The sequence below is a fragment of the Bradyrhizobium sp. Kon58 genome (assembly GCF_055807455.1).
The window spans coordinates 65326-81503 of record NZ_JBVVOT010000013.1 but is presented as its reverse complement, the minus strand read 5'-3'; the positions used below and the strand labels follow the sequence as shown (position 1 = coordinate 81503).

12 protein-coding genes are annotated in these 16178 nt (G+C 57.8%); 1 reads left to right on the top strand and 11 read right to left on the bottom strand.

Annotated elements, in window-relative coordinates:
• Positions 1-10: 10 nt before the first annotated feature.
• The 10 genes from AC0L20_RS21650 to AC0L20_RS21605 all read right to left on the bottom strand — a co-directional run bounded on the left by AC0L20_RS21650 (position 11) and on the right by AC0L20_RS21605 (position 9981).
• Complete coding sequence (locus AC0L20_RS21650; protein WP_007600023.1) at positions 11-211, bottom strand: CCE_0567 family metalloprotein; 201 nt, start codon at positions 209-211, stop codon at positions 11-13.
• A 7-nt stretch (positions 212-218) separates the two neighbouring features.
• Positions 219-689 (bottom strand): NifX-associated nitrogen fixation protein, encoded by a 471-nt coding sequence (locus AC0L20_RS21645; protein ID WP_473291943.1) that lies wholly within the window; start codon positions 687-689, stop codon positions 219-221.
• Positions 690-699: 10 nt separating this feature from the next.
• Positions 700-1095, bottom strand: a complete 396-nt coding sequence (gene nifX, locus AC0L20_RS21640) for a nitrogen fixation protein NifX (protein WP_085394603.1) — start codon at positions 1093-1095, stop codon at positions 700-702.
• Between the two features lie 22 nt (positions 1096-1117).
• The gene (nifN, locus tag AC0L20_RS21635) at positions 1118-2500 is read right to left on the bottom strand and encodes a nitrogenase iron-molybdenum cofactor biosynthesis protein NifN (protein WP_473291939.1); all 1383 of its coding nucleotides are present in this window, start codon (positions 2498-2500) and stop codon (positions 1118-1120) included.
• 5 nt (positions 2501-2505) lie between these two features.
• The gene (gene nifE / locus AC0L20_RS21630; protein ID WP_085394602.1) at positions 2506-4149 is read right to left on the bottom strand and encodes a nitrogenase iron-molybdenum cofactor biosynthesis protein NifE; all 1644 of its coding nucleotides are present in this window, start codon (positions 4147-4149) and stop codon (positions 2506-2508) included.
• A 115-nt stretch (positions 4150-4264) separates the two neighbouring features.
• Positions 4265-5824 carry a nitrogenase molybdenum-iron protein subunit beta gene (gene nifK, locus AC0L20_RS21625; protein ID WP_473291933.1) on the bottom strand — a complete coding sequence of 520 codons (1560 nt, stop codon included), beginning with the start codon at positions 5822-5824 and terminating at the stop codon, positions 4265-4267.
• Positions 5825-5904: 80 nt separating this feature from the next.
• Positions 5905-7407 (bottom strand): nitrogenase molybdenum-iron protein alpha chain, encoded by a 1503-nt coding sequence (nifD, locus tag AC0L20_RS21620; protein WP_085394601.1) that lies wholly within the window; start codon positions 7405-7407, stop codon positions 5905-5907.
• A 1452-nt stretch (positions 7408-8859) separates the two neighbouring features.
• Entirely contained in the window at positions 8860-9072 is a 213-nt protein-coding gene (locus tag AC0L20_RS21615; RefSeq protein WP_143275372.1) for a hypothetical protein, read from the bottom strand.
• A gap of 22 nt (positions 9073-9094) precedes the next feature.
• Positions 9095-9307, bottom strand: a complete 213-nt coding sequence (locus AC0L20_RS21610; protein ID WP_317245392.1) for a helix-turn-helix domain-containing protein — start codon at positions 9305-9307, stop codon at positions 9095-9097.
• Positions 9308-9663: 356 nt separating this feature from the next.
• Positions 9664-9981, bottom strand: a complete 318-nt coding sequence (locus tag AC0L20_RS21605; protein ID WP_240544085.1) for a hypothetical protein — start codon at positions 9979-9981, stop codon at positions 9664-9666.
• Positions 9982-11928: 1947 nt separating this feature from the next.
• On the opposite strand from AC0L20_RS21605, the gene AC0L20_RS21600 reads away from it, so the two are divergent.
• Positions 11929-12996, top strand: coding sequence for a cytochrome-c peroxidase (locus tag AC0L20_RS21600; protein WP_438742982.1), 1068 nt, complete (start codon positions 11929-11931; stop codon positions 12994-12996).
• A gap of 819 nt (positions 12997-13815) precedes the next feature.
• Here AC0L20_RS21600 and metE read toward each other — a convergent pair.
• Positions 13816-16131, bottom strand: a complete 2316-nt coding sequence (gene metE / locus AC0L20_RS21595; protein WP_473291927.1) for a 5-methyltetrahydropteroyltriglutamate--homocysteine S-methyltransferase — start codon at positions 16129-16131, stop codon at positions 13816-13818.
• Positions 16132-16178: the final 47 nt, after the last annotated feature.

Below are 16178 nucleotides of genomic sequence, written 5' to 3'. Positions count from 1 at the left end.
TTGAGATCCGCTATGCTTTGTCTAGCGCTTGGAGATTTTGGCGCTTGCTTTCGAGCTCGCTGAAGGCAGCGTGGGCCTTCTGCGCCACACTCAGGATCGAGCACCAGTTGACCGGCAGCTCCTCGGAGAGGTCGTGGAGGTCCATCTTGGCTTGGGTCGCCTTCGCCGACAGCTTCTTTATTTCCGCTTTCAGCGCTTCAACATCGCTCATGCTTGCCTCAATAATTCGCCACTTCCGGGAACTTACGGATCATCTCAACGCCACTATTGACGAATTTGTCGCCTTGATCAGCGAGATCAGAGAAATGGTCGAAACCAAAGCGATGTACGTCGCGCAGCTGCTTGCTCACGACAACGAGCCGGCCGCCGATCAAGACGATCCGACCGAACCCTTCGTTGTGCATCTTCAGCATTGGGGAGATCATCACTCCGGTCGCCTTCTCGATCGAGAGCGCAACCGCGTGAAAGAACAGCTCCAGCCGCCATGTCGTCTCGGGGTCGGGATTGCCGACAATAGGCAGCGCACGGCGCTTGTGCTTGTCGAGAACGTAGGGTTCGAGCAAATCGAGATCCTCCTTGCCCTCCCAGGCACCGTGGGAGTCCTGGGCGCGCCAGATCTTGACGAGCTCTTTCAGAAATGGCGGCTCCGCCGCCGCGGGGGCTGGAGTGACTTCGGACGTATCTCCCATCCTCGTTCCTTCAGGTTTCGAAATCCACTGTACGTTCCGGGTCTTTGGCGAGCAGCTTTCGGAGCCAGGGCGGCGGCGAGCCCTTCAGCACGGTTTCGAGTTTGACGCAAAGTTCATCGATGGGCTCTGGTTGCAGCACCTTCATCGGATGGATCTTGCTCGCGACGACTCGTGCAGCACCCGAGCCGCCGATCGCCGCAACATAGAGGATTGCGCAGTCCCTGATCGCCTCGATCTTGGGCGCTAGCTTATCCTCATTGCCGTCTTCCGTGAGGTCACCACCGAACTGGATCGCCTCAATAAACCGATGCCCCTCCGGGCCGACCTCGTAGATCGCGATGTTCTTGGCCCAGCCGAAGTGCGCATCGACATGCTTCAAGTCCTGAGTGGCAAATGCAACTTTCATCCGTGTTGTTTTCTCTCCCTGCTCAATGCAACCGAGGCGAAACGACCTGCAGGCCAGAGTTGGTGAATCGCCAGCTGTCAGGCGTCGGCCGACGGTTGATCTCTCGGTCGGTGATAATGAGATTGGCGATGTCAAAGATCAGGTCGCGCGTGCCGCGATAACCAACCATTGTGAGGTGCGCAGCGCCAAGGCGATCGAACATGGGAAAGCCCACCCGGAAGAATGGAACATTGAGTCGCGAAGCCGCCTGGCGACCATGTGAATGGGACATCAAGAGGTCGCAGTCACGCGTCCTGGCAAGCTCTTCAAGGTCCTCCAGATCGCCGATCAGGACGTCCTCGGTCCTGACTCGCTGCAGCACCGGTGAGTTCGTCGTCGTCACCGCAGCAGTGACCTGCGCCCCCATCTCATGGAGGGAGCTGGAGAGATCAAATAGCAAGTCCGGCTCGGCGCCGATCGCGAGCTTGCGGCCGCCGATATGGAAATGAGCATCCAGCATGGCGTCTGCCAGCTGTCCACGCTGCCGGCGATACTTCGAGGGTACTGACCGGCCGGTGATCTGGCTCAAGAACGCCATAAATTCGTCGTTTGGGATAAGGCCACAGAGCCGCTCGAATAGACGGAACGGCGCGCCTGTCCGCACCTGCATGGTCTCGGCCGCACGGCGCATTTGCGCGCCGATCGCGATCGTCCAGGCCACCTGCCCCATAGTCGCAATTTCGTCCACTCCAATCCCCCCGATCGTAGTCGGCGTGAATTCGTCGGGGATGTGGCCGTCCAGCGAACCTGCAAGGTCCGGCAGGAAGGAGGGCTTGAGACCGAAATCCTCAAAGATCGTGCGAAGCTCGTCGAGGTCGCCGGGCGTGAGGTGGCACCCAGGTAGCACGTTAACGCGGGACGCATCGCGCGGTCTCGCTGGGTCGAACGGAGTCACAAGCACCTCGATCATCCGCGCCACCGTCTTGCCCCAGCCATCCTGCAAGGCATCCTTGAAATCCGGAGTCGAGACGTAGACAAGGGGGAGCTTTTCGAGCTGCGGGTGCTTCTGTCGGATCAACCGGATGAAGGCTTCGACGTCATCGCCGTTGGTTTCAGTGACCCCAGTTGAATTGATGCCAATGATCTCGGGCTCGATGCGATTGTAGATGTTGAGGATTGCCTGTTCGAGATTCTCGTGGCCGCCGAGCACGGTCGCAACCTCGCTCATAGCAGTTGTCTGCATCGGCACGGCTTCATTGAAATGGCGCACGAACAGCGTCAGCCCAAAGGAGGCGCAACCTTGCGGGCCGTGCAAAAGCGGCATCGCGCCGCGCAACCCCATGAAGGCAAACGCGCCGCCGATCGGCTGACTCATCTTGAGCGGATTGACCGAACAGGCTTTCTTCGAGGTAGTGACGATCGCCATGTCCCCTACTCCGCCGCCTGCAATGCCGGCGGCTGGAGATCGGACGGAATGTCCTTACAAGCAATGCACCGCCCGCTGGAACTGGTGCACGGCTTGTTGGGCTCGGCGAGCTTCGGGCCATGCGCCGCAATCGCGCTCTCACCCTCGCTGGCCTCAGCTTGATTGGAAAAACTTATCGTCCTGACGCCGTTCCTGCTCGGGTCCCGAACTGGATCCGCGGCTTGCGCATGCATCTGGGCAGCCGTCCTTGCCTGAAGATTCCGGTCGAACTCATCCCATGGCGCGGCTTGGCGGAGCTGATCCCATATCGGATTGTAGAGCGCCTTCTCGATCTCCTCCATGAGCTTGAGAATCCCGACATAGCCCATATAGGCGTGGCAGCGCTCCTGGTTGATATCGAGCCACGGCATCGCCGCCTTTAGTGCGACGAATTGCGACTTGCCGCCCGAGAGCATGATATCGGCTTTTGCGTCCTTGAGCATCTTGTAGATCTCGCGAGGCGACATGTCCTCGATCATATGGGCGTCCTGGCCCATTAATTCCTTGATACGTTCCTTGTCCTTCTTGGTCGATTTCTTCACGGACGTGCCGACGATCTCGAGCCCGGCCTCCTGCAAGGCGGCCACCATCGACCAGGATTTCACACCGCCGGTGATGAGAACAACCCTCTTGCCGGCAAAGCGCGGCTTGAAACGTTCAATCGCAGCCCAGGCCTTGGTCTCTTCGCGTGCGATCAGGGCTTGCGTGCGTTCCATCAGCTCAGCCGGCGCGCCACTTTCGATCAGCATGCGCGCGATCTGGCGGAGTGAATCGCTGGTATCCTCGATACCGTAGAAGGAGCCTTCAAAAAACGGGATGCCGTAGCGCTGCCTCATCTTGCGTGCGACGTTGATCATTGCCCTTGAGCAAACCATCATCGCGGCTTTGGCCCGGTGCGAATAAGCGACCTCGCGATACTTGCCGTCCCCCGAGATGCAGGACAGGATCCGGATTCCGAGCTCATCGAGCAGGGGCTTGATCTGCCAAAGCTCGCCGGACAGATTGTATTCACCGATGATGTTGATATCATACGATGTCGTGTAATCCGGCTCTCCGGTACCGATGACGTGCTCCAGCAGTGCTTCGCCAGCAAGCTTGTTACCAAGGTTCTTCGACCCGACAAATCCCGGTGAATTGATGGGAATGACCGGCTTGCCGAATTTGGCGGAGGCCGCCTTGCAGACCATATCGATGTCGTCACCGATCATTGCGGGCACGCATGTCTGGTAGACGAAGATGGCCTGCGGGTCGTATTTCTCTGTGATCTCCTTGACTGCCCTGTACAGCCGCTTCTCGCCGCCGAAGACGATATCGGTCTCGCTCATATCTGTGGTGAAGCTTCTGCGCCACAGATCGGAGCCGGACGAGACCGAACCACGATTGTCCCAGGAATTGCCCTCACAGGCGATTGGACCATGCACAAGATGGGCGACATCGGTGAAGGGCTGCAGCGCGACTTTGGCGCCATCGAAGGCACATCCGCCGGCGGCGCCGCCCGGCTTGAGCTGCTTGGTGCAACCATTCTTACGCTCGACCTTCGACTTGCTCGCGTTCCTGGCGCAGCCCGGTTCGTTAAAGACGTCCTGTATGGTCGTGGGAAGCGAAGTCATGGTGTCTCTCTCGGGGATGTTAACACACCGCAGACCACAAGGATGACCGGCGGAGAACCTGTGATCCCCGCCGCAGCGCCGCTGTTTCTGCGGACGATGAGGCGGGGAGCTCGCCTTAGCGTATGATGTCGAAGCTGTAGTCTGTCTTGCCAACCGAGCTGGTCTTTCGATCGATCTCATCAAAGATCTTGTCGAGAATCTTGACCAGCACATTCATGCTCCCCTGATAGCCCCACACTGGATAACGATGGTGATGATGGCGATCGAAGATGGGAAAGCCGATGCGGATTAGCGGCGTTCCGGTGTCACGCTCGAGATACTTGCCGTAGGTGTTACCGATCAGGAAATCGACCGGCTCTGTGAACAGGAGCGAGCGCATGTGCCAGAGATCCTTGCCCGGGAAGGCGCGGCAGTTTTTACCGAAGGGCGAGCTCGCGAACAGCGCCTGCATCCTCTGCTCCCAGGCCTTACTCGCGTTCGTCGACAGCACGTGGGTCGGCTCAGCACCGAGCTCCAGCAGGAATGCGGCCAGACCATAGCAGAGGTCTGGATCGCCGTAGATCGCGAACTTCTTGCCGTGAACATGCGCGCTAGAATCAGCCATTGCGTCTATCAGGCGCCCGCGCTCCTGCTCCAGCGCATTTGGAATTGCCTTGTTGGTGATACGCGACAGTGTCATCAGGAAATCGTCCGTGGCGCTGATGCCCAGCGGGTGATTGAAAGCGACGACCTCCTGATCGTGCCCTTTGATGAAGGACAACGTCTTCTCCGTGCAATATTGCTGCATGGAAATGGTTGCCTTGGCGTGGACAGCGTTCGCGGCATCCTTTAGTGTAGTGCCCCCATCATACATGCGGAACTCGCCGTCCGTGGGGGTATCAAACACGTCACTATTATCCGCGAGGATGGTGTAGCCGATCCCCATCAGCTCGAAGATACGCCTTATCTCACGGATGTTTCCGACAGTGTAGCCGTCGAAGCCACCGATGAAGTTGATCGTGTTGTTCGCTTTACGCTCGAGTTTTGGGGCCGTGCCGGCTTTGCCATCCCAGAAATGCTCGAGGATGCCCTTGAGCGTATTGTCGTAGCCAGTAACGTGGCTGCCGACGAACGCAGGAGTGTGAGCGAATGGTACGTCGTAGTCCGCTGGGACTGAACCTTTTTCCTTTGATGTTTTGATGAAGGCATTGAGGTCGTCGCCGATAACTTCCGCCATGCAGGTCGTGGCGACCGCGATCATCTTCGGCTTGTACATGCTATAGCTGTTGGCAAGCCCGTCCGTGAGATTGTTAAGCCCCCCGAACACGGCCGCGTCTTCCGTCATGGACGAGGAGACGCACGAGGTCGGCTCCTTGAAGTGCCGTGACAGATGGCTGCGATAATACGCGACGCAGCCCTGTGAGCCGTGGACGAACGGCAGTGTGCGCTCGAACCCGAGGGCGGCGAACACCGCACCGAGCGGCTGGCAAGCCTTCGCCGGATTAACGGTTAGCGCCTCGCGGGCGAAGTTCTTCTCGCGGTACTCGGATGTCTTCGACCATTCTTTGATGCGATCGACTTCGGCGGGATCATGCGGATTCTCAAATAGCGCCTTCTTCTTGGCCAGCATCTGCTGGTATTCGTCTCCCCGGAAAAGCTCGGAGTGGTCGAGTATGTGTTCGGCGTTCTGTGTCATCATAGCACTCTTTGGGTTCTTGCGTTCGTTCTCCTGCCCTTCCCCTCCTCTGCGGAAAGAAACGGCCCGGGGTCGGCTTCCTATTCCGCTGCCATGAGGCTCGGCTGCGGAGCGTCCTTCCAAGGTGCCGTGGTCTTCCCCCAGATCGGGGAGTTAATCGCCATGTCCATGTCGCGGGCGAAGATCGCGAAGCCGTCATAGCCGTGGTAAGGACCCGAGTAGTCCCAGGAATGCATTTGGCGGAACGGCACACCCATTTTTTGGAAGACGTATTTTTCCTTGATACCGGAGCCGACCAGGTCTGGCCGGATCTTTTCGACGAAGCGCTCGAATTCGTAGCCGGTGACATCGTCGTAGATCAGCGTGCCATCTTTGACGTAGTGCTGGGCGGTGCGTTGGTAGTCATCGTTATGCCCGAACTCATAGCCCGTGCCGACAACATCCATGCCGAGGTCCTCATAGGCGCCGATGACGTGGCGAGGACGTAAGCCGCCGACGAACAGCATTACCGTCTTGCCTTCAAGCCGCGGCCGGTATTTCGCGGTCACAGCATCGACAAGCGGTTGATACTTCGCGATGACGCGTTCGGCGCCTTGCTTGATCTTGTCATCGAAGAAGCTTGCAATTTTTCGCAGCGACTCCGCGATTTTGGAAGGACCGAAGAAGTTGTACTCGCACCAGGGAATCCCGAATTTTTCCTCCATGTGCCGTGAGATGTAGTTCATCGAGCGATAGCAATGCAGTATGTTGAGCTTCGCCTTCGGCGTCGCCTCCAATTCAGCGAGAGATCCATCCCCCGACCACTGGGCGATGACGCGTAGGCCCATTTCTTCCAGCAGGATTCGTGACGACCATGCGTCGCCACCGATGTTGTAGTCGCCGATGATCGCAACATCATATGGCGTCGGTTCAAATTTAGGGCTGGTCTCTGGGGCGCTCTTGTCAAAGATCCAATCCCGAACGGCGTCGTTCGCGATGTGATGGCCGAGCGATTGCGACACGCCACGGAAGCCCTCGCACCGCACGGGCACGATGGTTTTGCCGCCATATTCCTTCGACTTTTCTCGGGAGACCGCCTCGATATCGTCACCGATCAAGCCAATCGGACATTCGGACTGAATGGTGATGCCCCTGCTGAGAGGAAATAGCTCCTGGAGCTCATCGATGAGTTTCGTGACCTTTTTATCGCCGCCGAACACGATGTCCTTCTCCTGAAAATCGGAGGTGAACTGCAGTGTCACGAACGTGTCGATGCCGGTCGTCCCGACGTAGTAGTTGCGCCGCGAGCCCCAGGAGTACTGACCGCAGCCGACCGGACCGTGGCTGATGTGGATCATGTCCTTGATGGGTCCCCAGACCACGCCCTTGGAGCCCGCATAGGCGCAGCCGCGGATGGTCATCACGCCCGGAATGGACTTGATATTCGACTTGACGCCACAATCCGACTTCCCCGCCTCGTGAACACTGAGATGCTTGGCGCGCCTTTTGGCAGTCTTCTCGGGGTAGACCGTCAACACCTCATCGATTAGCTGCTTGTTGCGCGCCTTGATCTCTGCAACGCCTTGGGTAGGTGTTCGGCTCATACAGGTTTCCTTTTCGCTTGTGGTCTCAACAAGAAGCGACGCTTTTGCGGTAGACCGACGGATTTCCGATCCGGCGTTCAGGTAAGCGTGCAATCTGCGTGGGCGGTCCTACCGATCGCAACTTCGCGACGTTCATGCCGCAGCGGTCGTTCACGATCATGTAGCTCATCTCGGCTGAGCGGTTAGGAGCGCCATGTGTGACGCTGCCTATCGATGACCAAGACGCTTCTCGGTGAAGTCATGCCTGCTCTCCAGCGGTTGGTCATATCGGCTTCTTTATTCACTCGCGTGCGATCACGGGGCATGTCCCTGTGCATGGGATGCAAAGGACTAACAGCCGCCTCCTGCGCAGGGGTCTGCAACGAGTGTGCCAGCGCCGGTTGAATAAAAAAGCAACGTTTATAGAGCTAGATAGCTGCCGGATGCGGATTGTTATAAACCTGACCCTGTCTGCCACCAACAAGCGTAGCCGCAACGCCCTGTCTGAAACAAAACAATCGGTTACGCTCTCCACCAGCGGCGTGGCTGGAGTCTGGCCGCGCCGACGTCACTCCAATGCGCAGCCTTGCTTCGTACGCGCCGATCCAGCGATCGCAAACACCATCCGTTCGAAGCGGATTTCAGCGCGGTTAGATGTGTCCATCGTGCTCGCGATCCCACCCCCAGCAAGAATCGCATCGAGCGCTCCACCACCTGCTGCAGATGTCTCCACAAGAACTCAGTTGCCCAGCAGCAGTCCTCTTCCACTTCCGCATGGTCTCTCGCTCCGGCGTTCTTTTATTTGATACTGCGGAGAGGCGCGCTCGGAGGGGCGAACAGCTGACGCCGTGGAGAGCACGTAAGCTGATCAATTCCCAAGCAGCGCGGTAACTTAAACTCCGCAAACGGTCACCCTGGGCTTGCCCGGATTTGAATTTGCCGGCTACGACACAGGGCGCTTCCGCATCAAACAATCTGCAGCTTTTGCGTTCGGCGTAGTTCGACAAAGGGGAACATCGGATTCTGACGCGTCAGACGGTTTGAGCGAATTCACGGAAAGGCCGGCAGCTTCGCAAGTGTCGGCAGTCGAGATAAGGCAGGTGGGATGCGGACCACTGGTCGATTTATCCTTTCTCGTTCCAGGACAGGATCGAAATTCCTTACGCTTACCTCCGTTGCGTGGCGTATCAATCGCCATTGAAACCAGTTTTGCTAACGCGCTCCGCCAGCCTTTTTGCAGAACAGCGCGCCGATGGTCCACTTGAACGGTATTTTTCTTGCCCAGGTAATTATGGTAAAAAGGGCCAAGACCTCGGACCGAAGTGCTCAGGTGCGGATTTCACGCATTGCAACGTTCGTAAATTGGTGCATCACCACTGTTCCGGCGGTACTCGCGCGCCTTTCGCTTCTGTAGGGACGAGTTGGCTGCTGCACTAAGCCGCCGCGTCGGTTCACGACCTAGCGTTAGACCCGTTAATCTTCCCTTTTGAGCTTCTCGCGCTCCTGCTGAAGCGCTTCGGTCTCTCGGGCGACCTCGCGTCCTTCGCCCAGTTGTTCCTGGAAACGCTGGCGGGCCTCGGCGAGAACAGCGGGGGCGAAGGATTCAGTCAGCCGAATCTCGATTGCAGATCGGGCACTGCAGGGTGAGTTCATGGGCCCTTTTGCCGCCGTCGGGTTAGATGTCATGAACCCTCCGTTTCGGCAGCTCTTAGGCCCGAATAAACGTGATCCGGCCCCCTTCGCCACGCTTCCGATGTGGCTTTATCTTTGTTTCGACGTCCTGATCGAACGCCGCCAGCATGCGCAGCAGCTTTTCCACGGAAACCAACTTGAACTGCCCTTGAAGCAGCTTGGAGATGTTGGGCTGCTTCACGCCGACGAGCTTCGCGGCTTCGGTCTGAGTGATCTCCCGCTCCGCCATCAACCGCTTCAGTGTACAATGAGGGCTGCCTTGAGTTGGTACTCGTCCGCGTTCGGGAGGCGGTTGGGCTGCATTTATTCCGTGTTGATAGCTTCCGTGTCGCGCAGGCGCTGCCATGCGAGGCCAGATCGTCCCATATGCGGATCGGCAGCCAAAAGAGCTGCTGATCGGACCGCGTGAAGGTCATTTGAACGCTCTACCGCGCTCGAGTGCCTTCGGAGTTTTGGCTTAACCTGTTGCGGGTGTGCTCGTCTTGGGAGACGGCATATATTGGCCGGTGAGCACATATGTGTGTGCTTAAGAGTATGGACAGTATTCCTGTGCGCGCGCCTGCGGAATTCAGCGTAAGACACGCGTCACTTCCATAGAAGAGATTCTGGCCAGTCTGTGAACTCCAACTCGAAGCTACGTAGGCCGGTGGGTTTTGTCGTGAATTTAAGGGTCTTCCCTGAAAGGTCGGCCAATGAACCAGATGCGAATGTGAAAACTGTCGTGCCGGAAGTTGCGACCCCAATGCCTTGCTCGCCTTCCATGCTAGAGAAGTCGGTCGCCTCGGAGAGTTGCCCAAGTGCAACTCCCTCCAGCGCGTGGTGAAATTCCATGGAGGCCAAGTATGTCCTTTTGTCAGCAGCCCACTCGCTGACCGACACTGCTGTGATCCCCGCGTCGGTCAAGAGACCACCTGCGATCCGGCAGCCATATTGAACGGTGAGAATAACCCGCTCATTCCGAACTCCGGCCGGCTCTCGATCGGCGGCAGTGATCGTGCACGCGTACCGCCTTGTTTCCGCAACCGCCCCCATGCCTAGCCCGATCCACTCGAGAGCGGAACATAGTACAAAAGTGAGAGCGGCTCTTATCATTCGACTGCACCTGATCTGAAATATCGTTCCCTGCTCTGTACAATCTGACGCTACGGGCGATTCAAGCTCCTTCGATCGCTCTGCCGGATCAGCGTTACTCAGGTGACTGCGGTGTCGCAGAAGCGAGGCGAGCGGTATCCCCCGGCAGTGCCCTTGGACGGGGCCGGACCGATTTCATTATCGGTGCGCAGCGGGCAGCACCTCGGTGAACCAAGGCGATGGGCCGAGCTTTTCAGGTCGGCGGCGGCCATGAGGGGCCGCGACGGCCCGCGGCGCCGGAGCGCTACATTCCTGACCCAGGCGCAGGCGCTCTGTGAGCGGACGCTATTTAACGCGGAATGCTCCCGCGGCACAGGTCCCGAAATTTTGCTTCACAATCTCAATGTAAAAGGAAACGTGGCCGAGACGAGCCGTTCAAAGGCAGACTGCCGCTCAAGCAGACGCTCTTCGAGCATTTTACGCTGGAGATCATCTAGCTCGCTTTGAAGCCTTCTGCGACAACGCCAAATGTCATTCCGTACGGATCTGATCTCATTCAAGCGCTCGTCAATCGAAGTCATTACGCATACCGTATCCAACTTGAACCAGCCATGGACAAGTGCTCAATCACGTTCTTCCTCGCTAACACGCCGATAAATCTCAGGACTTGGGCCATCTGCGGACTGATGTCACGATCTCCTCCCAGCGTGTCCTCTCGTATCGGCATCATTCAACGCAAGAGCACGAAGTAGCGGTTGCTCCTGCAGAAGTTCAGCTTATTTTGCCCCAGCGCGCAGGATTTCAAAAGCGAGCAGCAGCCCGTGAGTGGGCCGACTTGGTAGTCCAACCAACACCCGCCGGATCAGGGTCAGGCTGGTCACCTGTCGAATTGGAGTAGCGATCAATCGGACGGTCGCACCGTCAAACTCTGGGCAGCCGCGCCTTTCAGACTTCAGCACGGCAATTGCCATGCCAGCGAACCTCAGGTGGAATTGAATCAAGCCATGTTCGGTTCGGAGGCTCGTCCTTTACGAACGAGCCGGGCTTCGCGGCGGCGGCGCGCCAGAGCGGCCCGGATATGAGTCGGAGAGGCTTCAGTCGGCAGGGCTCGGCGAAATCGCGAACGATGCGCACCGCCAGGCGCCTCGGCTCAGTGTCTCGCCCAGCTGCGTAGGTCTTGTTACCGCCGTTCCCGCGTGCGGCTGGCAAGCGAACCTCACCACAAAGGTATCTGCGATCACTCTAGCCGGGGCTGGCACTTGTGGCATCTGTGACACTGAATGTAGTGATCAAACCAAGACATCCTAGTTTGTTTGTTCGTCCGCACCCGTTCTACAACTAAATCAGCAACTTGCATCTCGGACGCAACTGGCACCGCAGTTGCTAATTGTCCAATGACACCGTGAGCGCTTGGTGTAAGACGGATACATCAACTTTGCGGAGCGTATTGGCCACCCAATCGCTCGATGGAGCACCGATGCGGCCACCGGACAGCTTACTGCTTGCGGCACACTTGTTGTTGTCAGACCGACCATCAGGCCGCTTGAGCCGCTAGTCTGATCGACCAACAGAGGCCTCGATCTACGCTCAAAGCGAACTCGCGAATCACATGAGTCCCTCAAGCCCTTGCGTGAACGCCGCGGCGGGCTCCTCAAAGTCGTACATTTTGATGCAGCCTCGCTTGAGGATCCGCTGCATGCTGCGCCGGACCGTCGAGGAACGCGTGGCATCGCTTTCGACTGTTTCCTTGTTTAACAATCAGAACTAATGAGGCGGTGTATGAACATGTCGATCCCGGAGCTTCGGCTTGTCGCTGAAGCATCTATTTTCGCTATTGGGCTGTTGATGTCGTCAGGAGCTAACGCCGACGATGATCTGATGAGAAACGCCAAGCAGATCTTCCATCCGATCCCCTCGGTCATTCCTGCGGTAAAAAACAATCCGGTGACGCATGGAAAGGTCGAGCTTGGCAAGATGCTGTTCTTCGATCCGCGGCTATCGGCGAGCGGGATCATTAGCTGCAATACGTGCCACAATCTCGGCACCGGCGGAGTCGATGCCGGTCCGACCTCCGTTGGTCACGGCTGGAAGGTCGGCCTGCGTCGGGCGCCAACCGTCTACAACGCAGTGTTCAATGTGGCGCAATTCTGGGACGGACGCGCCGCGGACCTCAAGGCGCAAGCCACCGGCCCGGTGCAGGCGAGTGCCGAAATGAATGCGACTCCGGATCATGTGCTCGGTATCTTGAACTCAATGCCCAGCTACGTCGTCCTGTTCAACAACGCGTTTCCGAACGAAGCGAGACCGGTCACCTTTGAAAATTTTGCGAAGGCGATCGAGGCTTTTGAAGCGACTCTCATTACACCTGCGGCTCCGTTCGACCAGTATCTGGAGGGCAATACACGTGCTCTCGATGATCAGCAGAAGACAGGGTTGGCACTGTTTATGGCGAAGGGATGTTCCTCTTGCCACAATGGAATCAATCTCGGTGGACAGGCCTACTTCCCGTTCGGCGTGATGAAAAAGCCGGACGCAAGCGTGCTTCCGGACGCCGATAAGGGCCGATTCGCGGTTACCAGGGCGGCTGGCGACGAATATGTCTTCCGCGCGGCGCCATTGCGGAACGTCGCGTTGCGAGCCCCTTACTTCCATTCGGGCCAGGTTTGGAGCCTGAAGCAAGCTGTTGCCCTAATGAGTGACATCCAGCTCGGCGCCAAGCTTAGCGATAGGGAGGAAAACGACATTGTCGCATTTCTGAATTCGCTGACCGGTCGGCTGCCTAAGATCGAATATCCGATATTGCCGACGCGCACCAACACGACACCAAAGCCTTCAATAGACAGATAGCCTTAGCAGCACCGGCCTCATTCCCTGCCGAACAGCAACAGAAGCGCTCCAAGAACCCGGGGTCCCGCAATGACGCCAAAATGAATGATCCCCTGCTGTCACTGATAAGCAGGCACATAAAAAGCCGCCCGGCCTCAATGCGAGGCCGGGCGAAAGTCACGCGGGAGCGACGCTGCTTTCCGCATCGTTCCAGCTTTCGTCGGTAGGGAGAACTACCGGCGATCGACTTACGACGAGGGCATTCGCCGTCAAACAAGGAGAAGCGGATATCGCTCTGCACAACTTAGCGAGCCGCTTGCCTTCCGCTCCTGTCGTAAACTTCAGGACTTGCTCACCACTTGCCAGCTGTCCGGTTGGCACGGGCAGCGCCTTGATGGAGCTGGGATCCATCGCGCAGGCGGTTTGACTGCCGAGCCCTGAAACTCAACCGTCAGTTTGCCGTCACGCGCCAGTATTTTGGCACCGCCGAATACCAGCAAATCTTCCCGAAGACCGCGCGAAGGCGCAAATTAGGTATGAAATTCCGCAAGGGCGGTAAAATAGATTGTTGTGATGGGACGCATCCATGGGATGGATAAATGAAGCGATAGGGCCGTGGTTCGCGTCGAGCGTAAGTGACTTGGAATATGTCACCTAATCGGTATGGCCGGCATGCGGTCGTCCGCCGGATTCGAGCTTGTCGCCGCTGTATGCGATCGCCTCCGCCGGGGCAAACCGGCATTCGTAGGCGCTGGACACTTTGGAAGCTCGCAAGGATATCGCGAGCTCCCAAAGCGCGGCATCTTATTCACAGATACGTTGGCGACACGCTCAGTACGATCATGCCTCGGCCCGCAACTCGCGTGCGGCGGCCACCATATTGACGAGCGCGGGACGCACCTCCTCCCATCTTCGAGTTTTCAGTCCGCAGTCGGGATTGATCCAGAGCTGCCGATCGGAAACCCGCTGCCGAGCCAACACAATCAGCTGCTTGATCTCGGCTGCTGCGGGAATGCGCGGTGAATGAATGTCATAGACGCCCGGCCCAATTTCATTAGGATATTTGTAGCTCTTGAAAGCGTCGAGCAATTCCATTTTGGAGCGCGACGCCTCGATTGAAATGACGTCGGCATCCATTGCTGCGATCGCATCGATGATTTCGTTAAACTCGGAATAGCACATGTGCGTATGGATCTGAGTTCCGTCAGCGACAGCGGAGGAGCAAACACGGAAACTGTCCACTGCCCAATCGAGATAGTCCTTCCACTGCGATTTGCGCAGTGGCAATCCCTCCCGCAACGCAGCCTCGTCGATCTGGATCATGGTCGCTCCAGCCGCCTCAAGGTCGATGACCTCGTCTCGGATCGCGAGAGCGATCTGTCGGCATGTCTCGCTCCGCGGGATGTCGTCACGGACAAACGACCAGTTCAGGATCGTCACCGGTCCGGTCAGCATAGCCTTGACGGGTTTTTTGGTCAGAGACTGCGCATGTCGCCACCATTTAACGGTCATGGGCTTCGGGCGGGAGACATCTCCAAACAGGATAGGAGGACGAACGCACCGCGAGCCATAAGACTGAACCCAGCCGTGCTTGGTGAATGCGAAACCCAACAGCTGCTCGCCAAAGTACTGAACCATGTCATTGCGCTCGAACTCACCGTGTACGAGCACGTCCAGGCCGATATCTTCCTGCCAATGCACGGTATGGGCTGTCTCCGCTTTCAGAAGCTGCTCGTACTGCGTGTCATTCAGCGCTCCCCGCGCATGAGCTGCACGCGCATTGCGGACGTCCGCCGTTTGCGGGAAGGATCCGATGGTTGTGGTTGGAAACATCGGCAATGCGAAGGCGACGCGTTGGACGTCGGCGCGCTGGGTGAACGCACTGCGACGGCGACGCATGCTATCATCGATCGCGGCCATTCGTCCGGCGACGTTCGCACTGTGGATCTTCGGCGATGTTTCGCGGGTGACGGATGCATCCTCTGAGAGCGTGAGTTCATCGGCCACGTCGGCAGCATAGCCAGCCAGCGCTTTGCCCAATATCGAAAGTTCCTTGATCTTCTGCACTGAGAACGCCAACCACGTCTTCAGATTGGGATCGAGATCGATCTCTAGTTCAATGTCGGTCGGAACATGAAGCAGCGAGCAGGAGGGGGCAATCTGAACACGGTCCCTGCCCAGTTTTTTGACCATAGGAGCAAGTTGGTCGAGTAGCGCCGGCAGATTAGAGCGCCATACGTTGCGACCATCAACGACACCGAGCGAGACCACGAGATCTCTACCTGCTCTGGCGACAATCGCGTCCAACTGGTCAGGTGCACGAACCAGGTCGACATGAACCCCGGCAACGGGCAAGGCCAATACTGTTTCAAGATTGTCGCCGACACCCCCGAAGTATGTGGCCAGCATGATTTTAAGGGCCGGCACGGCCTTAGCGAAATGAGCATAGGCCCGGCGGACAGCGGCCCGAGATGCTTCGTCGACGTCCATCACTAGGCATGGCTCGTCGAGCTGAACCCATTCAGCGCCGCGCGAGGCTAGTTCGCGGAGAACATCGACATAGACGGGGAGGAGTCGATCAAGCAGCGACAGCGGATTGAAGGCGGGATTTACGCTTTTGCCGAGCTTCAGGAAAGTGACTGGACCCACTAGGACGGGCCGCGTCTGATAGCCGAGGCTTCTTGCCTCCTCATATTCCTCGATCGGCTTCCGAGAGGCATACTTAAAGATCTGATCCTGGTGAAATTCCGGCACCATGTAGTGGTAGTTCGTATCGAACCACTTCGTCATCTCCTGTGCGGCTACGCCGGGCCCATGCTGAGCGTGACCACCGTCTTGAGCGCCACGCGCCATGGTGAAGTAGGTTTTGAGCGACACAGGACCTTCGTTCCAGCCGTAAACGTCGGGAATGGCGCCGACCATTAGGCTGGTATCGAGCACATGGTCGTAGAGCGAGAAGTCATTCGAAGGAATGACGGTCGCACCGCGGGATTTCTGCCGTGCCCAATTAGCGGCACGAAGTCCACTCCCCGCCTCGAGGAGCTCGGCTTCGCTGGATTTTCCCGCCCAGTAGCTCTCGAGCGCGAATTTGAGTTCGCGTCGTGGGCCGATGCGTGACGTCCCCAGTGTGGCAACGGGAAGCGAAAGGATTGACATAGCTTAGACCCCATGTTGGGGCAAAGGCCATGGCGGACGCAGACAGC